Origin of the sequence: Streptomyces sp. NPDC085932, assembly GCF_044540525.1 — a bacterium.
GTDB lineage: Bacteria > Actinomycetota > Actinomycetes > Streptomycetales > Streptomycetaceae > Streptomyces > Streptomyces levis.
Genome location: NZ_JBITSJ010000003.1, coordinates 617,745 through 634,734, shown reverse-complemented (window position 1 = coordinate 634,734; position 16,990 = coordinate 617,745). Strand labels below are relative to the sequence as shown.

22 protein-coding genes are annotated in these 16,990 nt (G+C 68.9%); 19 read left to right on the top strand and 3 right to left on the bottom strand.

What is annotated here, in order from left to right:
* Positions 1–35 precede the first annotated feature (35 nt).
* The 13 genes from rpsE to truA all read left to right on the top strand — a co-directional run bounded on the left by rpsE (position 36) and on the right by truA (position 8,943).
* Positions 36–641, top strand: coding sequence for a 30S ribosomal protein S5 (gene rpsE / locus ACIGAQ_RS18915; RefSeq protein ID WP_094054455.1), 606 nt, complete (start codon positions 36–38; stop codon positions 639–641).
* A 2-nt stretch (positions 642–643) separates the two neighbouring features.
* A complete protein-coding gene (gene rpmD / locus ACIGAQ_RS18910) occupies positions 644–826 on the top strand; it encodes a 50S ribosomal protein L30 (protein WP_003974250.1) in 183 nt (60 codons plus the stop codon).
* Between the two features lie 2 nt (positions 827–828).
* Entirely contained in the window at positions 829–1,284 is a 456-nt protein-coding gene (rplO, locus tag ACIGAQ_RS18905) for a 50S ribosomal protein L15 (protein WP_311680326.1), read from the top strand.
* A 235-nt stretch (positions 1,285–1,519) separates the two neighbouring features.
* Positions 1,520–2,833 (top strand): preprotein translocase subunit SecY, encoded by a 1,314-nt coding sequence (secY, locus tag ACIGAQ_RS18900; protein WP_309095769.1) that lies wholly within the window; start codon positions 1,520–1,522, stop codon positions 2,831–2,833.
* Positions 2,833–3,495, top strand: a complete 663-nt coding sequence (locus ACIGAQ_RS18895) for an adenylate kinase (RefSeq protein WP_311680324.1) — start codon at positions 2,833–2,835, stop codon at positions 3,493–3,495. The genes secY and ACIGAQ_RS18895 overlap by 1 nt, the downstream gene beginning before the upstream one ends.
* 129 nt (positions 3,496–3,624) lie before the next feature.
* The gene (map, locus tag ACIGAQ_RS18890; RefSeq protein WP_362277015.1) at positions 3,625–4,461 is read left to right on the top strand and encodes a type I methionyl aminopeptidase; all 837 of its coding nucleotides are present in this window, start codon (positions 3,625–3,627) and stop codon (positions 4,459–4,461) included.
* 212 nt (positions 4,462–4,673) lie between these two features.
* Entirely contained in the window at positions 4,674–4,895 is a 222-nt protein-coding gene (gene infA, locus ACIGAQ_RS18885; RefSeq protein ID WP_003948620.1) for a translation initiation factor IF-1, read from the top strand.
* Between the two features lie 66 nt (positions 4,896–4,961).
* On the top strand, positions 4,962–5,075 hold the full coding sequence (gene rpmJ, locus ACIGAQ_RS18880) for a 50S ribosomal protein L36 (protein WP_003998809.1): 114 nt from the start codon (positions 4,962–4,964) through the stop codon (positions 5,073–5,075).
* 191 nt (positions 5,076–5,266) lie between these two features.
* Entirely contained in the window at positions 5,267–5,647 is a 381-nt protein-coding gene (gene rpsM, locus ACIGAQ_RS18875) for a 30S ribosomal protein S13 (RefSeq protein WP_010036675.1), read from the top strand.
* 64 nt (positions 5,648–5,711) lie between these two features.
* Positions 5,712–6,116, top strand: coding sequence for a 30S ribosomal protein S11 (gene rpsK, locus ACIGAQ_RS18870; protein ID WP_003956432.1), 405 nt, complete (start codon positions 5,712–5,714; stop codon positions 6,114–6,116).
* A 157-nt stretch (positions 6,117–6,273) separates the two neighbouring features.
* Entirely contained in the window at positions 6,274–7,296 is a 1,023-nt protein-coding gene (locus ACIGAQ_RS18865; protein WP_003966937.1) for a DNA-directed RNA polymerase subunit alpha, read from the top strand.
* A gap of 166 nt (positions 7,297–7,462) precedes the next feature.
* On the top strand, positions 7,463–7,948 hold the full coding sequence (gene rplQ / locus ACIGAQ_RS18860) for a 50S ribosomal protein L17 (RefSeq protein ID WP_311680321.1): 486 nt from the start codon (positions 7,463–7,465) through the stop codon (positions 7,946–7,948).
* A 137-nt stretch (positions 7,949–8,085) separates the two neighbouring features.
* Positions 8,086–8,943 carry a tRNA pseudouridine(38-40) synthase TruA gene (gene truA, locus ACIGAQ_RS18855; protein WP_311680320.1) on the top strand — a complete coding sequence of 286 codons (858 nt, stop codon included), beginning with the start codon at positions 8,086–8,088 and terminating at the stop codon, positions 8,941–8,943.
* A gap of 7 nt (positions 8,944–8,950) precedes the next feature.
* On the opposite strand, the gene ACIGAQ_RS18850 is transcribed toward truA, so the two are convergent.
* Positions 8,951–9,820 carry a hypothetical protein gene (locus ACIGAQ_RS18850; RefSeq protein ID WP_311680319.1) on the bottom strand — a complete coding sequence of 290 codons (870 nt, stop codon included), beginning with the start codon at positions 9,818–9,820 and terminating at the stop codon, positions 8,951–8,953.
* A gap of 74 nt (positions 9,821–9,894) precedes the next feature.
* Between ACIGAQ_RS18850 and ACIGAQ_RS18845 the strand changes: the two genes are divergently transcribed.
* From ACIGAQ_RS18845 to glmM, 4 genes are all read left to right on the top strand, one after another.
* Entirely contained in the window at positions 9,895–10,206 is a 312-nt protein-coding gene (locus tag ACIGAQ_RS18845; protein WP_311680318.1) for a hypothetical protein, read from the top strand.
* A gap of 214 nt (positions 10,207–10,420) precedes the next feature.
* On the top strand, positions 10,421–10,864 hold the full coding sequence (gene rplM, locus ACIGAQ_RS18840) for a 50S ribosomal protein L13 (protein WP_019754543.1): 444 nt from the start codon (positions 10,421–10,423) through the stop codon (positions 10,862–10,864).
* Between the two features lie 42 nt (positions 10,865–10,906).
* Positions 10,907–11,419 (top strand): 30S ribosomal protein S9, encoded by a 513-nt coding sequence (gene rpsI, locus ACIGAQ_RS18835; protein WP_019526966.1) that lies wholly within the window; start codon positions 10,907–10,909, stop codon positions 11,417–11,419.
* 165 nt (positions 11,420–11,584) lie between these two features.
* Positions 11,585–12,943 carry a phosphoglucosamine mutase gene (glmM, locus tag ACIGAQ_RS18830; protein WP_399784121.1) on the top strand — a complete coding sequence of 453 codons (1,359 nt, stop codon included), beginning with the start codon at positions 11,585–11,587 and terminating at the stop codon, positions 12,941–12,943.
* Positions 12,944–13,027: 84 nt separating this feature from the next.
* Here glmM and ACIGAQ_RS18825 read toward each other — a convergent pair whose 3' ends face one another.
* On the bottom strand, positions 13,028–13,957 hold the full coding sequence (locus ACIGAQ_RS18825; protein ID WP_399784118.1) for a DUF389 domain-containing protein: 930 nt from the start codon (positions 13,955–13,957) through the stop codon (positions 13,028–13,030).
* Positions 13,958–13,973: 16 nt separating this feature from the next.
* The gene (gene coaA, locus ACIGAQ_RS18820; protein ID WP_179272473.1) at positions 13,974–14,942 is read right to left on the bottom strand and encodes a type I pantothenate kinase; all 969 of its coding nucleotides are present in this window, start codon (positions 14,940–14,942) and stop codon (positions 13,974–13,976) included.
* A 194-nt stretch (positions 14,943–15,136) separates the two neighbouring features.
* On the opposite strand from coaA, the gene ACIGAQ_RS18815 reads away from it, so the two are divergent.
* Positions 15,137–16,144 (top strand): ATP-binding cassette domain-containing protein, encoded by a 1,008-nt coding sequence (locus tag ACIGAQ_RS18815; RefSeq protein ID WP_399784115.1) that lies wholly within the window; start codon positions 15,137–15,139, stop codon positions 16,142–16,144.
* Positions 16,141–16,950 (top strand): ABC transporter permease, encoded by an 810-nt coding sequence (locus ACIGAQ_RS18810; RefSeq protein ID WP_311680311.1) that lies wholly within the window; start codon positions 16,141–16,143, stop codon positions 16,948–16,950. The genes ACIGAQ_RS18815 and ACIGAQ_RS18810 overlap by 4 nt, the downstream gene beginning before the upstream one ends.
* Positions 16,951–16,990: the final 40 nt, after the last annotated feature.

The following is a 16,990-nucleotide window of genomic DNA, read 5'->3' as shown; positions in this document are numbered from 1 at the left end:
CCGCTTGTAGCTAGCGGAAAGAGAGAGGTAATCCAATGGCTGGACCCCAGCGCCGCGGAAGCGGTGCCGGTGGCGGCGAGCGGCGGGACCGGAAGGGCCGTGACGGCGGCGCTGCTGCCGCCGAGAAGACCGCGTACGTTGAGCGCGTCGTCGCGATCAACCGCGTCGCCAAGGTTGTGAAGGGTGGTCGTCGCTTCAGCTTCACCGCGCTGGTCGTGGTGGGCGACGGTGACGGCACCGTGGGTGTCGGCTACGGCAAGGCCAAGGAGGTGCCGGCCGCCATCGCCAAGGGCGTTGAGGAGGCCAAGAAGCACTTCTTCAAGGTCCCCCGTATCCAGGGCACCATCCCGCACCCCATCCAGGGTGAGAAGGCTGCCGGCGTCGTGCTGCTCAAGCCCGCGTCCCCGGGTACCGGCGTTATCGCCGGTGGTCCGGTGCGTGCAGTGCTCGAGTGCGCCGGTATCCACGACGTGCTGTCGAAGTCGCTCGGCTCCGACAACGCGATCAACATCGTGCACGCGACCGTGGCGGCCCTGAAGGGCCTGCAGCGTCCCGAGGAGATCGCGGCCCGCCGTGGTCTGCCCCTGGAGGACGTCGCCCCCGCGGCTCTGCTGCGCGCTCGTGCCGGGGCGGGTGTGTGATCATGGCGCAGCTCAAGATCACGCAGGTCAAGTCCTACATCGGCAGCAAGCAGAACCACCGTGACACCCTGCGCTCCCTTGGTCTCAAGGGGATCAACACGCAGGTCGTCAAGGAGGACCGCCCCGAGTTCCGCGGCATGGTGCACACCGTCCGCCACCTCGTGACGGTCGAGGAGGTCGACTGATCATGGCGGAGAACAACCCGCTCAAGATCCACAACCTCCGTCCCGCCCCGGGCGCCAAGACCGCCAAGACCCGTGTCGGTCGTGGTGAGGCGTCGAAGGGTAAGACGGCCGGTCGTGGTACCAAGGGCACCAAGGCCCGCTACCAGGTTCCGGAGCGCTTCGAGGGTGGCCAGATGCCCCTCCACATGCGTCTCCCGAAGCTGAAGGGCTTCAAGAACCCGTTCAAGACCGAGTACCAGGTCGTGAACCTCGACAAGCTGGCCGCGCTCTACCCCGAGGGTGGCGAGGTCACCGTCGAGGGTCTGGTGGCCAAGGGCGCCGTTCGCAAGAACGCGCTCGTCAAGGTCCTCGGCCAGGGCGAGATCTCCGTGGCGCTGCAGGTGACGGTGGATGCCGTCTCCGGCTCCGCCAAGGAGAAGATCACCGCCGCCGGCGGTTCCGTCACCGAGCTCGTCTGACTTCCACAGGCGTCTCGATGACCTGAGCGATCCCGACCGGGGATACCCCACAAATGGGGTATCCCCGGTTGGTCGTTCCTAGGGCGGCAGTCGCGCCGGTAAGGTGGCCTGCACTGCCCTCTTTTCACAGGGTGCTGCACTTCCGGCACTCTGAGCGGCAGTTGACCGTTACCTATTCGTCGAACCTCAAGACCGTCACCCTTGACGCAGTTGCGCGGGGGTCGCAGGAGGCACCGTGCTCACCGCGTTCGCCCGGGCGTTCAAGACGCCCGACCTGCGCAAGAAGCTGCTCTTCACGCTCGGCATCATCGTGGTCTACCGGGTCGGTACGCACATCCCGATCCCAGGCGTCGACTACCGGAACGTCCAGACCTGTATCGACAACGCCCAGGCCAACCAGGGTCTCTTCGGCCTGGTCAACATGTTCAGCGGCGGCGCGCTGCTGCAGATCACGATCTTCGCCCTGGGCATCATGCCGTACATCACGGCGAGCATCATTCTGCAGCTGCTGACCGTGGTGATCCCGCGCCTGGAAGCCCTGAAGAAGGAGGGCCAGGCCGGTACGGCGAAGATCACGCAGTACACCCGTTATCTGACGATCGCCCTCGCCATCCTTCAGGGCACCGGCCTCGTCGCCACCGCCCGCAGCGGCGCGCTGTTCCAGGGCTGCCCGGTGGCCAGCCAGATCGTCCCGGACCAGTCGATCTTCGTCACCATCACCATGGTCATCACCATGACCGCCGGTACGGCCGCCGTGATGTGGCTCGGTGAGCTCATCACCGACCGCGGCATCGGCAACGGCATGTCGATCCTGATGTTCATCTCGATCGCCGCCACGTTCCCCTCCGCCCTGTGGGCCATCAAGGAGCAGGGCTCGCTGGCCGACGGCTGGATCGAGTTCGGCACCGTGATCGCGGTCGGCCTCGTCATGGTCGGCCTGGTCGTCTTCGTCGAGCAGGCCCAGCGCCGTATCCCGGTGCAGTACGCCAAGCGCATGATCGGCCGCCGTTCCTACGGCGGTACGTCGACCTACATCCCGCTCAAGGTGAACCAGGCGGGTGTGATCCCCGTCATCTTCGCCTCGTCGCTGCTCTACATCCCCGCGCTGATCGCGCAGTTCGCCGGAGGCAACTCGGGCTGGAAGACCTGGATCGAGCAACACTTCGTCAAGGGCGACCACCCGTACTACATCATCACGTACTTCCTGCTGATCGTTTTCTTCGCGTTCTTCTATGTGGCGATCTCCTTCAACCCCGAGGAAGTCGCCGACAACATGAAGAAGTATGGTGGCTTCATCCCGGGCATCCGGGCTGGCCGACCGACCGCTGAGTACCTGAGCTACGTGCTCAACCGGATCACCTGGCCGGGTTCGCTGTACTTGGGTCTGATCGCTCTTGTGCCGACGATGGCGTTGGTTGGTTTCGGGGCAAACCAGAACTTCCCGTTCGGCGGGACCAGCATCCTGATCATCGTGGGTGTCGGTCTCGAGACCGTGAAGCAGATCGAGAGCCAGCTCCAGCAGCGCAATTACGAAGGGTTCCTCCGCTGATGCGTATCGTCCTCGTCGGGCCGCCGGGTGCCGGTAAGGGAACGCAGGCCGCGTTCCTGGCCCAGAACCTGTCGATCCCGCACATCTCCACGGGCGACCTGTTCCGGGCCAACATCAGTCGGCAGACGGAGCTCGGCAAGCTGGCGAAGTCCTACATGGACGCGGGCAACCTCGTGCCCGACGAGGTCACCATCGCCATGGCGAAGGACCGCATGGAGCAGCCGGACGCCGAGAACGGCTTCCTGCTGGACGGCTTCCCGCGCAACGTCTCCCAGGCCGAGGCGCTGGACGAGCTGCTGGAGTCCGAGAGCATGCAGCTCGACGCGGTGCTCGACCTGGAGGTCCCCGAGGACGAGGTGGTCAAGCGGATCGCCGGCCGCCGGGTCTGCCGCAACGAGTCGGCGCACGTCTTCCACGTGACGTACAAGCCGCCGGCCAAGGAAGGCGTCTGCGACGTCTGCGGCGGCGAGCTCTACCAGCGGGACGACGACTCCGAGGAGACCGTCCGCAAGCGGCTGGAGGTCTACCACACCCAGACCGAGCCGATCATCGACTACTACAAGGCCCAGGGCCTGGTGGTCACGATCTCGGCGCTCGGCAAGGTGGAGGACGTCACGCGGCGCGCCATGGAGGCGCTCAAGCGTGGCGAGGACGAGAAGTAGTCGTTCGTACGCAGCTACGGCCGCGGTCCCCTCGGGGGCCGCGGCTGCTGTGTGGGCGGGGCCGGCGTCCGGCCCCGTATCGTTGAAGACGTTCACCGTCGCCGAAGGTCCAGAAAGGCCGTAGCCCCCATGGTGCAGATCAAGAGCCCCGAGCAGATCGCCAAGATGCGCGAGGCGGGGCTGGTCGTCGCCGCCATTCACGCGGCGACCCGCGAGGCCGCCGTCCCCGGGGCCACCACCAGGGATCTGGACCAAGTCGCCCGCAAGGTGCTCGCCGAGCACAACGCCAAGCCGAACTTCCTCGGCTACGGCGGCTTCCCCGCGACCATCTGCACGTCGGTGAACGAGGTCGTGGTCCACGGCATCCCCTCCGACGACGTCGTCCTCAAGGACGGGGACGTCATCTCCATCGACTGCGGCGCGATCATCGACGGCTGGCACGGTGACGCGGCCTTCACGGCCTTCGTCGGCTCCGGTCACGCCCCGGAGCTGATCGAGCTCTCCCGGGTGACCGAGGAGTCGATGTGGGCCGGCATCGCCGCCATGAAGCAGGGCAACCGGCTGGTCGACATCTCCCGCGCGATCGAGACGTACATCCGCCGCCAGCCCAAGCCGGGCGGCGGCAAGTACGGGATCATCGAGGACTACGGCGGGCACGGCATCGGCACCGAGATGCACATGGACCCGCACCTGCTGAACTACGTCGACCGCCGGCGCGGCAAGGGTCCGAAGCTGGTGCCCGGGTTCTGCCTCGCGATCGAGCCGATGGTGTCGCTGGGGACGCCGCGCACGGAGGTCCTGGAGGACGACTGGACGGTCGTCACCACGGACGGTACGTGGTCGTCGCACTGGGAGCACTCGGTCGCCCTCACGGAACAGGGACCGCTGGTGCTGACGTCTCCCGACGGGGGCAAGGCGAAGCTCGCCGAGATGGGGATCCAGGCCGCGCCGGATCCGCTGGGCTGAGGGCCGTCCGCGACCGCGCGCCGGTGGGGGTCGCTCGCGCGGTTCCGCGCGCCCCCTCAGGGCGGGCTTAAAGCTCTTGCGGTACGGGCAGGCTTTCTCGATTCGTGTTTCCGAGGGGCCTGACGTAGACTGACTCGTCGGCTCTTGTGTACCCGCATGTCTGCGTGCGGTCGCACGGAGTCGATCAAGGTAGTCGATTCGAAGGGCGAAGCGTGGCCAAGAAGCAAGGTGCCATCGAGATCGAGGGCACTGTCGTCGAGTCTCTTCCGAACGCCATGTTCAAGGTCGAGCTCCAGAACGGCCACCAGGTCCTGGCACACATCAGCGGCAAGATGCGTATGCACTACATCCGCATCCTCCCTGACGACCGGGTCGTGGTGGAGCTGTCTCCGTACGACCTGACGCGTGGCCGGATCGTCTACCGCTACAAGTAGATCTTGCCTGTGTCCCGGCGCCTCGTGCGTTCGGGCTGCCGGCACTGACCCGGAGAACCTCACCCCATGAAGGTCAAGCCGAGCGTCAAGAAGATCTGCGACAAGTGCAGGGTGATCCGCCGTCACGGCCGGGTCATGGTCATCTGCGAGAACCCGCGCCACAAGCAGCGCCAGGGCTGACGCACGACCGATCCCTCTGCATCCATCGCAGAGATTCGCGCGACGCAAGCTGAATAGTTCATACGCAGGACCCAGGCGGACATGTGCCGCCTGACACCCCCGGTCGGAGGCCGGGGACCCAGTTCGTACCTGGTACGGCGGCTGGGAGTCGGTTCTGCGGAAGACCTCCGACAAGTAACTGGAGCCATTGAATGGCACGCGTTTCCGGTGTTGACATCCCGCGCGACAAGCGCGTGGAGATCGCCCTCACCTACGTGTTCGGCATCGGCCGGACCCTCTCGCAGCAGACGCTGGCCGCCACCGGCGTCGACCCGAACACCCGCGTTCGCGACCTCTCCGAGGAGCAGCTCGTCGCGATCCGCGAGTACGTCGACAACAACATCAAGACCGAGGGTGACCTCCGTCGTGAGATCCAGGCCGACATCCGCCGCAAGGTGGAGATCGGTACCTACCAGGGTCTGCGCCACCGTCGTGGTCTGCCCGTCCGCGGCCAGCGCACCAGCACCAACGCGCGTACCCGCAAGGGCCCGCGTCGCGCCATCGCCGGCAAGAAGAAGCCGGGCAAGAAGTAGTCCACAGCGGACGCCTGTCCACGGTCTTCGCTGTAGGACCGACCACCTCCCGTAGGAGTTATAGATGCCCCCCAAGGGTCGTCAGGGCGCTGCCAAGAAGGTGCGCCGCAAGGAAAAGAAGAACGTCGCTCACGGCCACGCGCACATCAAGAGCACGTTCAACAACACGATCGTCTCGATCACGGACCCGTCCGGCAACGTGATCTCCTGGGCCTCCGCCGGCCACGTCGGCTTCAAGGGCTCCCGGAAGTCCACGCCGTTCGCCGCGCAGATGGCCGCCGAGTCGGCTGCCCGCCGCGCCCAGGAGCACGGCATGCGCAAGGTCGACGTGTTCGTGAAGGGCCCGGGTTCCGGTCGTGAGACCGCGATCCGTTCCCTGCAGGCCACGGGCCTCGAGGTCGGCTCCATCCAGGACGTCACCCCGACCCCGCACAACGGCTGCCGTCCGCCGAAGCGCCGCCGCGTCTGACGCGGAGCTGCTTCGCGCAGACCGAGGTTTCCGGGCGGTACGGCTCCGTGAAAGGGCCGTATCGCCCGTACCCTTGCAGTACCCGTCCCGTTTGCCGGGGCGGTCTGAGTCGGGCGTCAAATAGCGGGCGCCCACGACTGAAGGATCTGATCCACACATGCTGATCGCTCAGCGTCCCTCGTTGACCGAAGAGGTCGTCGACGAATTCCGCTCCCGGTTCGTGATCGAGCCGCTGGAGCCGGGCTTCGGTTACACCCTCGGCAACTCCCTCCGCCGCACCCTCCTGTCGTCGATCCCCGGTGCCGCTGTCACCAGCATCCGCATCGACGGCGTCCTGCACGAGTTCACCACCGTGCCGGGCGTCAAGGAGGACGTCACCGACCTGATCCTCAACATCAAGCAGCTGGTCGTCTCCTCGGAGCACGACGAGCCGGTCGTGATGTACCTGCGCAAGCAGGGTCCGGGTCTGGTCACCGCCGCCGACATCGCGCCCCCGGCCGGTGTCGAGGTGCACAACCCCGACCTCGTCCTCGCCACGCTCAACGGCAAGGGCAAGCTGGAGATGGAGCTGACGGTCGAGCGCGGCCGCGGTTACGTCTCCGCCGTGCAGAACAAGCAGGTCGGCCAGGAGATCGGCCGCATCCCGGTCGACTCGATCTACTCGCCGGTCCTCAAGGTCACGTACAAGGTCGAGGCCACGCGTGTCGAGCAGCGGACCGACTTCGACAAGCTGATCGTCGACGTCGAGACCAAGCAGGCGATGCGTCCCCGCGACGCCATGGCCTCCGCCGGCAAGACCCTGGTCGAGCTGTTCGGTCTCGCCCGCGAGCTGAACATCGACGCCGAGGGCATCGACATGGGTCCGTCCCCGACGGACGCCGCGCTCGCCGCCGACCTGGCGCTGCCGATCGAGGAGCTGGAGCTCACCGTTCGGTCGTACAACTGCCTCAAGCGCGAGGGCATCCACTCCGTGGGTGAGCTCGTGGCGCGGTCCGAGGCGGACCTGCTCGACATCCGCAACTTCGGTGCGAAGTCGATCGACGAGGTCAAGGCGAAGCTGGCCGGCATGGGCCTGGCCCTGAAGGACAGCCCGCCCGGATTCGACCCGACCGCCGCCGCGGACGCGTTCGGTGCCGATGACGACGCCGACGCCGGTTTCGTGGAGACCGAGCAGTACTGATTCGGCTGCCGGCCCCTTGTGGCTGGTCGCGCAGTTCCCCGCGCCCCTTGGGGCGTGGATCCTCCGGGGCGTCGAAAGGCGCCCCGGATCTCCGACAGGCGACCGCCTGCTCGGATACTGACCCCGGTACCTGATACGGCCGGGGCAGACACCTAGGAGAAACACCATGCCGAAGCCCACCAAGGGTGCCCGTCTGGGCGGCAGCGCCGCGCACGAGAAGCTGATGCTCGCGAACCTCGCGAAGTCGCTCTTCGAGCACGGTCGGATCACCACCACCGAGGCGAAGGCGCGCAAGCTGCGTCCGTACGCCGAGCGTCTGGTCACCAAGGCGAAGAAGGGCGACCTTCACAACCGCCGTCAGGTGCTCCAGGTCATCACGGACAAGAGCATCGTCCACACGCTCTTCACCGAGATCGGCCCGCGCTACGAGAACCGTCCGGGTGGCTACACCCGCATCACCAAGATCGGTAACCGCCGTGGCGACAACGCGCCCATGGCCGTCATCGAGCTGGTCGAGGCGCTGACGGTGGCGCAGGAGGCGACCGGCGAGGCCGAGGCCGCGACCAAGCGTGCCGCGAAGGACGCCGAGGCTGCCGAGGCTCAGGTCGACACGACCAAGGCCGAGGACACCGAGGAGTCCAAGGACGCGTAAGCGTCTGCCGGGGACCGGCGGCTCGCGGTTCGCCGTGGCTGTTCGCGCAGTTCCCCGCGCCCCTGAGGGCGTTGTCGGCGGGTCCGTTCCCTTTCGAGGGGGCGGGCCCGTCTTCGTGTGGGTGAGAGGATCCAGGGGTGAGTGAGGAAGTGGCACCCGGTCATGTCCGGGTACGGCTCGACCTGTCGTACGACGGGACCGACTTCTCCGGGTGGGCGAAGCAGGCCGGGGGGCGGCGGACCGTGCAGGGGGAGATCGAGGACGCCCTGCGGACCGTGACGCGGTCCGGGGACACCGTGTACGAGCTGACCGTGGCCGGGCGGACCGACGCCGGGGTGCACGCCCGGGGGCAGGTCGCCCACGTCGATCTGCCGGAGGACGTCTGGCGTGAGCACCACCAGAAGCTGCTCAAGCGGCTCGCCGGGCGGCTGCCCCGGGACGTACGGGTCTGGGCCCTCAGAGAGGCGCCCAGCGGTTTCAACGCCCGGTTCTCGGCGGTGTGGAGGCGGTACGCCTACCGCGTCACCGACAACCCGGGCGGCGTCGACCCGCTGCTGCGCAACCACGTGCTGTGGCACGACTGGCCGCTCGACGTGGACGCCATGAACGAGGCCGCCCGCGGGCTGCTGGGCGAGCACGACTTCGCCGCCTACTGCAAGAAGCGGGAGGGCGCCACCACCATCCGCACGCTGCAGGAGCTGAGCCTGGTGCGCGGCGGGGACGGGATCATCACGGCCACCGTGCGGGCCGACGCCTTCTGCCACAACATGGTGCGTTCGCTCATCGGGGCGCTGCTGTTCGTGGGCGACGGGCACCGGCCGCCGGACTGGCCCGCGAAGGTGCTGGCGGCCGGGGTGCGCGACTCCGCGGTGCACGTCGTCCGGCCGCACGGGCTGACGCTGGAGGAAGTCGGCTACCCGGCCGACGAGTTGCTCGCCGCGCGCAGCAAGGAGGCGCGGAACAAGCGGTCGTTGCCGTCGGCCGGGTGCTGCTGAGCCGGGGCTACTCGTTCGCCGCGGCCGAGGCCTGGGCCTCGCCGCGGCGGCGGATCTGGTTGAACGTGAACTGCTGGAGGTCGTCGCTGGTGCGGAAGACCTCGGTGTCCTTCGTGGTGACGTCCTTGCCGCTGGTGAAGCCCGCGTTGGCGAAGTAGGCGTAGCGGCCGTAGGAGTTGCTCGTCGTGTTGCAGATGGCGGACTCGCAGAAGCCCTTCACGCCACCGCCCGAGAGCGACTTCACGAAGCTCTTCTTGTCGGTCTGGCTCTTGGCCTTGAGCGCCTGGGCCTCGGTGTCGAAGACCGCCACGCCCATGGTGACGGCGATGCCGCCCTTGACGTACGTCACCCGTATCAGGCGCGTGCAGTCGTTGGCGGTGAGGACCTTGGGGAGGGTGCCGCCGGCGGCCGAGGCGCAGTTCCTCGTGTCGGCGGTCGGGCCCTTCTTGTAGACGGTGTCGCCCATCGTCAGCTGGGTGCCCGGGAAGAGCGTCTCCGGGCTGAGCGGGGCCTTGTCCTTCTTCGCGCTGGCGATGAAGTCCTTCGGGTCCAGCGGGGGAGGGGCGCTGGTCGGGGCGAACGACGGGGCCGAGGCCGTGCCGCTGGGGATGTCCGCCGAGGGCAGGGAGGCCGGGCTGTTGGGGCGGCCGTCGCCGTTGGCCGAGACCACGGCCACCGCGACGGCGGTGCCGATCGCGACCGTGGCGAGCGCGCCGCCGCCGACGAGCAGCAGGCGGCGCCGCTTGTTGCGGGCCTCGGAGGCTTCAGCGAGCGCTGCCCAGTCCGGGGACTGGCCGCCCCCGCTGTTCCAGGGCTGCTGCGACTGCGGTTTCCAGGGATCCCACTGGGACTGAGGTCCCCCCTGCCCAAAGCTCATGGGGCGCATCTTAGACGGGACATGGGGCGTGCTGGTCCGCCTGGACGGGCCCCGCAGCCCCTAGCGTTCCTCCCATGCGCACGGGCAAAGGCGACATCTGCGGGTGGTTGGGGCGACTGCTGCCGGCCGTGGTGCTGCTGGTCTGTCTGGCGGTGGGGCCGGCCGCCGCGCTCGGGGTGTGGCCGTCCGTGCTGGTCGGGGTGGTGCGGGCGGGGCGGCGGGCGCGCGGGGGCGGCTCCGTGGTGCGGTGGTGCGCCGGATCGCTGGCCGATGTGGTGCTCTCGTCGGTGTTCCCGTACGTGCGGCCGGTCCGGCGGGGGACCCTGCGCAGGGTCGTGACGCTGTGTGCCGCGCTGTGCACGCCGGGGAGCCTCCGGCGCCGGTGATCCCGCGTTTTGACCCTTGTCGAACGCCCCGGTATTCTGCTTGTTCGTTGTGTATTGGCTTGCTCATTCTCACGGGACGGGCCCTTACACCGGTCCACCGGGCCGATGACCAGCGACCAGCACGCGGTTTGCGTCACCGCAGTGCGGTCAAGGCTGTCGTGATCGTTTCGGTGACCTGTTCAGGACCATTCACTCGAAGCGAAGGCTACGAACCGTGCGTACGTACAGCCCCAAGCCCGGCGATGTGACGCGCCAGTGGCACGTCATTGACGCTCAGGACGTCGTCCTGGGCCGTCTCGCCTCCACCGCAGCGACCCTTCTCCGGGGCAAGCACAAGCCGATCTACGCGCCGCACGTCGACGCTGGTGACTTCGTCATCATCATCAACGCCGACAAGGTGCACCTCTCCGGCAACAAGCGGACCCAGAAGATGGCGTACCGCCACTCCGGCTACCCGGGTGGTCTGCGCTCCGTCCGTTACGACGAGCTGCTCGACAAGAACCCCGAGAAGGCCATCGAGAAGGCCGTCAAGGGCATGCTCCCCAAGAACACTCTGGGCCGTCAGATGCTCTCGAAGCTGAAGGTCTACAAGGGTGACCAGCACCCGCACGGCGCGCAGCAGCCGCAGCCGTACGAGATCACCCAGGTCGCGCAGTAAGTCCGGCCACCCCCTAAGACTGAACAGAATCTGAGGAGAATCGTGGCCGAGACCACTGCCGAGCAGCCGCTCGAAGAGCTTGACATCGACAGCTACACCACCGAGTCCGAGGTCCCCGTCGAGGGCGAGTACACCTCGGAGTCCATGGCGTCCCGCTTCGGCGAGCCCCAGCCGGCCGCCGGCCTGGGCCGTCGCAAGAACGCCATCGCCCGCGTCCGGATCGTCCCGGGCACCGGCAAGTGGAAGATCAACGGTCGCACCCTCGAGGACTACTTCCCGAACAAGGTGCACCAGCAGGAAGTCAACGAGCCGTTCAAGGTTCTCGAGCTCGAGGGCCGTTACGACGTCATCGCCCGCATCGCCGGTGGCGGTGTCTCCGGCCAGGCCGGTGCGCTCCGTCTCGGTGTCGCCCGCGCGCTGAACGAGGCCGACGTCGACAACAACCGCGGCCCGCTGAAGAAGGCCGGCTTCCTCCGCCGCGACGACCGTGCGGTCGAGCGCAAGAAGGCCGGTCTGAAGAAGGCCCGCAAGGCTCCGCAGTACAGCAAGCGCTAAGCGCGTCGCCCGTCCTCGCGACTGGCTTCGCCTCGATCGCCCCGGCGGCACGGTTGTGCTGCCGGGGCGGTTCGTTTACACAACCCGTACGGGCCCCCGGCAGTCTCAGGGGACGTACTCGGGAATGTGAGCCGCATTCTCTTCAGCAATACGGAGGACACCACTGTGGGACGACTCTTCGGCACGGACGGCGTGCGCGGTGTCGCCAACGCGGATCTCACGGCGGAGATGGCCCTGGGCCTCTCGGTTGCCGCGGCGCACGTACTGGCCGAGGCGGGCACGTTCGAGGGGCACCGGCCGACCGCGGTCGTCGGACGTGACCCCCGCGCCTCCGGGGAGTTCCTGGAAGCCGCCGTGGTCGCGGGCCTGGCCAGCGCCGGTGTGGACGTCCTGCGCGTCGGTGTGCTGCCGACGCCCGCGGTGGCGTTCCTGACCGGGGAGCTCGGCGCCGACCTGGGTGTGATGCTCTCCGCGAGCCACAACGCCATGCCGGACAACGGCATCAAGTTCTTCGCGCGCGGTGGCCACAAGCTCGCCGACGAGCTGGAGGACCGGATCGAGTCCGTCTACGAGGAGCACCGCACCGGCGCCCCGTGGGACCGGCCGACCGGGGCCGGCGTGGGCCGGGTGCGGGACTACGACGAGGGCTTCGACCGGTACGTCGAGCACCTGCTGGGTGTCCTGCCGAACCGGCTCGACGGGCTGAAGGTCGTCCTGGACGAGGCGCACGGCGCCGCCGCCCGGGTCTCGCCCGAGGCGTTCCAGCGGGCCGGTGCCGAGGTCGTCACCATCGGGGCCGAGCCGGACGGGCTCAACATCAACGACGGGTGCGGGTCGACGCACCTGGACAAGCTCAAGGCCGCGGTCGTGGAGCACGGGGCCCACCTGGGCATCGCGCACGACGGTGACGCCGACCGGTGCCTCGCCGTGGACCACACCGGCGAGGAGGTGGACGGCGACCAGATCCTCGCCGTGCTCGCCCTGGACATGCGGGAGCGGTCCGCGCTGCGGTCCGAGACGGTCGTGGCGACCGTGATGTCGAACCTCGGGTTCAAGCTCGCCATGGAGCGGGAGGGCATCCGGCTGGTGCAGACCGCGGTGGGCGACCGGTACGTGCTGGAGGAGATGAAGGAGCACGGGTTCGCGCTCGGGGGCGAGCAGTCCGGGCACGTGATCATCCTCGACCACGCGACGACCGGGGACGGCACGCTGACCGGGCTGCTGCTGGCGGCGCGGGTCGCCGGGAGCGGGCGTCCGCTGCGGGAGCTGGCCTCGGTGATGGAGCGGCTGCCGCAGGTGCTGGTGAACGTGCCGGACGTGGACAAGTCCCGGGTGAGGACGTCCGCGGAGCTGGCGGCGGCCGTGACGGACGCGGAGCGGGAGCTCGGGGAGACCGGGCGGGTGCTGCTGCGGCCTTCCGGGACCGAGCCGCTGGTCCGGGTGATGGTGGAGGCGGCCGACATCGAGCAGGCTCGGTCCGTGGCGGGGCGGCTGGCCGACGTCGTGAAGTCGGCGTTGGGGTAGCCGGCCGTTCCGGGTTCGGGGCGGGGGTGCTGTGTGTGGCGGGCTGCGGGTTCGTCGTGGCTTGTCGCGCCGTTCCCCGCGCCCCTAGGTACGCTGCTGTTGGCGTCGCCAGAGCCACTTCTGGGTCAGCAGGGTCAGGGTGCCGGCCAGCATGATGCCCAGCAGGTTGAGCAGGAGCTGTTCCGTCGAACCCCAGGTCTGCTTCATGTCGCCGTAGCTGAGGGCCACCGCCGCGTTGGCGGCGGCCGGGACCGTGGTCACCGAGATCGCGACGCCGACCAGGGCGCCGGACTTGGCGGAGGTCAGGGAGAGCGTGCCCGCGGCGCCGGCGAGGATCGCCACGACGAAGGAGAACCAGTCGGGGGCGTAGATGAAGCCGGTGTTGGGACGGTCGCTCTCCAGCTTCTCCTCGCTGAACAGGTTCACCGCGTCCATGAAGTGGCTGAAGCCGACCGTCACCGCCATCGCCACGGCGAAGCCCACCAGCAGGGCGGTCAGCGAGCGCAGCGCGAGGCGGGGCGCGCGCTGCACCACCGCCGTGCAGATGCCCGCGAGCGGGCCGAACTCCGGGCCCACCGCCATCGCGCCCACGATCAGGATGGCGTTGTCCAGCACCACACCGCAGGCCGCGATCATGGTGGCCAGCGTGAGGAACGCCAGGTAGGTGACCGACAGCGTCGACTCCTCGTGCGTGGCGTCGGTCAGGTGCTCCCACAGCACCGCGTCCGCGCCCTCGCCCGGCGCCTCCGACTCCGCCTCGTCGGCCCGCTTCGACAGCGACAGGTCGATGTTCTCGACGGAGATCGAGCCGCAGTCCTCCAGGTCCAGTTCCCGCAGGCGGCCGAGGAGTTCGTCGCCCGCCTCCCGGGCCACGTCGCACATCACGACGTCGCCGGCGGGGTCGCGGGCCGCGCCCGGCAGCACGACGAGATGCGTGGTGCCGACCGTCCCTTCGATCAGACGGACCACGTCCCCGGTTTTCTCGGACGGCGTGATCAGGCGCAGATGCAGCATGGCGGCAGCGTAACGGTCACAGTTTGCGCAGGCTCAGGCGCTGCACCGTGTGGTCCGGGCCCTTGCGCAGGACCAGGGTGGCGCGGCCGCGGGTGGGGGCGATGTTCTCGACCAGGTTGGGCCGGTTGATCGTGCGCCACATGGTGCGGGCGTAGTCGAGGGCCTCCTCCTCGGAGACCTGGGTGTACTTGCGGAAGTACGAGGACGGGTTCTGGAAGGCGGTCGCGCGCAGCTTGCGGAAGCGGTTGAGGTACCAGCGCTCGATGTCCTCGACGCGGGCGTCGACGTAGACGCTGAAGTCGAAGTAGTCGGCGAGGCCGACGCGGGTGCGGCCGTCCTTGCCGGGCAGGGCGGGCTGCAGGACGTTCAGGCCCTCGACGATCAGGATGTCCGGGCGGCGGACCGTCAGGCGCTCGTCCGGGACGATGTCGTAGATCAGGTGGGAGTAGACCGGGGCCGTGACCTCGTCCTTGCCGGCCTTGATGTCGGCGACGAAGCGGGTCAGGGCGCGGCGGTCGTAGGACTCCGGGAAGCCCTTGCGGGACATCAGGCCGCGGGCCTGGAGTTCCCGGGTGGGCAGCAGGAAGCCGTCGGTGGTGACCAGCTCGACGCGCGGGTGCTCGGGCCAGCGGGAGAGCAGGGCCTGCAGCAGGCGGGCCACCGTCGACTTGCCGACGGCGACCGAGCCGGCGACCCCTATGACGAACGGGGTGCCGGACTGGGAGCCCTGCTCGCCGAGGAACGTGTTCAGCGCTCCCCTGAGGCCGTCCGTGGCGCCGACGTAGAGGTTGAGGAGCCGGGACAGCGGGAGGTAGATGTCCCGCACCTCGTCCAGGTCGATCACGTCGCCGAGACCGCGCAGCTTCTCGACCTCCTCGGCCGTCAGGGGCAGCGGCGTCTTGTCACGCAGCGCGCTCCATTCGGCTCGGGTGAGGTCGACGTAGGGAGTCGCCTCCGGGCGGGGCCGGTGGGCGCTCCGGGGCATCGAGGAGACCGGAGAGATCACAGTCCATTGTTACGGGCGTACGAACGGACGGTGAGGTGGGATCCGTCACGCGGGCGCTTCCCGCCTCCGGCGGGGGAGAAATCCGGCCAACGGGAGGAATGTCAGTGGTGTGCGTCACAGTTGTGGGAAGGGTGGGCCCAGCCCGGGGTCCACGGACCCGCGAGGGGTGACCCATGACGTACGCGATAGAGGCGGAAGGCCTGGTCAAACGGTTCCGGGAGACCGAGGCGCTGGCCGGTGTCGACCTCGCGGCCCGCAAGGGCACTGTGCTCGGGCTGCTGGGTCCCAACGGTGCCGGGAAGACGACCGCGGTGCGGATCTTCGCCACCCTGCTGCGGCCCGACGGGGGGTGGGCCCGGGTCGCCGGGCACGACGTGGTCCGGGAGGCCGGGGTGGTGCGGTCCCTGGTCGGGCTGACCGGGCAGTACGCGGCGGTCGACGAGAACCTCACCGGCACGGAGAACCTGCTGCTCATCGGCCGGCTGCTCGGGCTGCCGCGGCGGGAGGCGAAAGCGCGGGCGGGGAAGCTGCTGGAGCGCTTCCAGCTGACGCACGCGGCCGGGCGGGCGGCCAAGACCTACTCGGGCGGTATGCGCCGGCGCCTGGACCTGGCGGCGAGCCTGGTCGGCCGCCCCAGCATCCTCTTCCTGGACGAGCCCACCACCGGCCTGGACCCGCACAGCCGCGGCGAGCTGTGGAACCTGCTGCGCGGCCTGGTCGCGGACGGGGCGACCGCCCTGCTGACCACGCAGTACCTGAACGAGGCCGATGTGCTCGCCGACGAGATCGTGGTGATCGACAAGGGCCGGGTGATCGCCGAGGGCACGCCCGACCGGCTGAAGGCGCAGGTCGGCGGGCAGGTGCTGGAGCTGCGGCCGGTCCTCGGGCAGGACCTCGCGCGGGCGCACGCGCTGGTGGCCGGGGCCGCCGGGCCCGAGGCGCGGATCGAGGGCGAGACGGTCACCGCGCCGGTGAAGGACCCGGAGCTGATGCCGGCCGTGGTGCGCGCGCTGGACCGGGAGGGCATCGCGGTGGGGGAGCTGGCCCTGCGCCGCTCCTCGCTCGACGAGGTGTTCCTCTCCCTGACCGGGCACCGCGCCGAACCGGGCGGGTCCGGGGAGGACGGTGAGGCGGACGCCCGGGACGAGGACGAGCCGGCGAAGGCGGTGAGCCGGTCATGACCGCCACGACCGTCACGGCACCGGTCACCTCCTCGGGCCGGGTGCCGGCCCTGGCCGGGGTGCGGCAGACCTTCACCATGGCCTGGCGGAGCCTGGTCGCCGTCAAGCACAACCCGCTCGAACTGGTCGACTACAGCATCACGCCGATCATGTTCGTGTTCCTGTTCACCTACGTGCTGGGCGGGCAGATGGCCGGGTCGCCGGAGGCGTACCTGAAGTACGCGCTGCCCGGGATCATCGTGCAGAACACCCTGTTCATGACGGTGTACACGGCGATGGCCCTCAACACCGACCTCACCAAGGGCGTCTTCGACCGGCTGCGCAGCCTGCCCATCGCCCGCTCCGCCCCGCTCGTCGGGCGCATCACCGCCGACCTCGCCAAGCACGTCTGGGCGATGGTGCTGATGATCGTCCTCGGGCTCGCGCTCGGCTTCCGGGTCACCGGCGGTTTCGGCGGGTTCCTGCTCGGCGTGCTGCTGGTGGTGGTGTTCGCGGCGGCCGTCTCATGGAGCGCGGTGCTCATCGGGATGCTGGCCGGTGACGCGGAGAAGGTGCAGGCGTTCGCCTTCACCCTGATCTTCCCGATCACCTTCACCAGCAGCGCGTTCGTCGTCGTCGACACCATGCCGGGCTGGCTGCAGGCGTGGAGCGACGTCAATCCGGTCACGCATCTGTCCGACGCCTTCCGTGGGCTGCTGCTCGGCGGGCCCGTGGCGGAGCCGGTGCTGTGGTCGCTGGTCTGGGCGGCGGGCATCGCTCTGGTGTTCTATCCGCTGGCCATGAGGGCGTATCGCGCGAAGGTCTGACAGCGGGGCACCGAGCCGTTCGTACCCCGGTGGGAATCTC

What these genes read in the sequence shown, in the direction of transcription:
- map (WP_362277015.1), top strand. Translation starts at nt 3,625, where the DNA reads ATGGTGCAGATCAAGAGCCCCGAGCAGATCGCCAAGATGCGCGAGGCG.
- ACIGAQ_RS18865 (WP_003966937.1), top strand. Translation starts at nt 6,274, where the DNA reads ATGCTGATCGCTCAGCGTCCCTCGTTGACCGAAGAGGTCGTCGACGAA.
- rpsE (WP_094054455.1), top strand. Translation starts at nt 36, where the DNA reads ATGGCTGGACCCCAGCGCCGCGGAAGCGGTGCCGGTGGCGGCGAGCGG.
- rpmJ (WP_003998809.1), top strand. Translation starts at nt 4,962, where the DNA reads ATGAAGGTCAAGCCGAGCGTCAAGAAGATCTGCGACAAGTGCAGGGTG.
- ACIGAQ_RS18810 (WP_311680311.1), top strand. Translation starts at nt 16,141, where the DNA reads ATGACCGCCACGACCGTCACGGCACCGGTCACCTCCTCGGGCCGGGTG.
- ACIGAQ_RS18895 (WP_311680324.1), top strand. Translation starts at nt 2,833, where the DNA reads ATGCGTATCGTCCTCGTCGGGCCGCCGGGTGCCGGTAAGGGAACGCAG.
- rpsK (WP_003956432.1), top strand. Translation starts at nt 5,712, where the DNA reads ATGCCCCCCAAGGGTCGTCAGGGCGCTGCCAAGAAGGTGCGCCGCAAG.
- coaA (WP_179272473.1), bottom strand. Translation starts at nt 14,942, where the DNA reads ATGCCCCGGAGCGCCCACCGGCCCCGCCCGGAGGCGACTCCCTACGTC.
- rplQ (WP_311680321.1), top strand. Translation starts at nt 7,463, where the DNA reads ATGCCGAAGCCCACCAAGGGTGCCCGTCTGGGCGGCAGCGCCGCGCAC.
- rplO (WP_311680326.1), top strand. Translation starts at nt 829, where the DNA reads ATGGCGGAGAACAACCCGCTCAAGATCCACAACCTCCGTCCCGCCCCG.
- ACIGAQ_RS18850 (WP_311680319.1), bottom strand. Translation starts at nt 9,820, where the DNA reads ATGAGCTTTGGGCAGGGGGGACCTCAGTCCCAGTGGGATCCCTGGAAA.
- rpsM (WP_010036675.1), top strand. Translation starts at nt 5,267, where the DNA reads ATGGCACGCGTTTCCGGTGTTGACATCCCGCGCGACAAGCGCGTGGAG.
- rpmD (WP_003974250.1), top strand. Translation starts at nt 644, where the DNA reads ATGGCGCAGCTCAAGATCACGCAGGTCAAGTCCTACATCGGCAGCAAG.
- ACIGAQ_RS18845 (WP_311680318.1), top strand. Translation starts at nt 9,895, where the DNA reads ATGCGCACGGGCAAAGGCGACATCTGCGGGTGGTTGGGGCGACTGCTG.
- ACIGAQ_RS18815 (WP_399784115.1), top strand. Translation starts at nt 15,137, where the DNA reads ATGACGTACGCGATAGAGGCGGAAGGCCTGGTCAAACGGTTCCGGGAG.
- ACIGAQ_RS18825 (WP_399784118.1), bottom strand. Translation starts at nt 13,957, where the DNA reads ATGCTGCATCTGCGCCTGATCACGCCGTCCGAGAAAACCGGGGACGTG.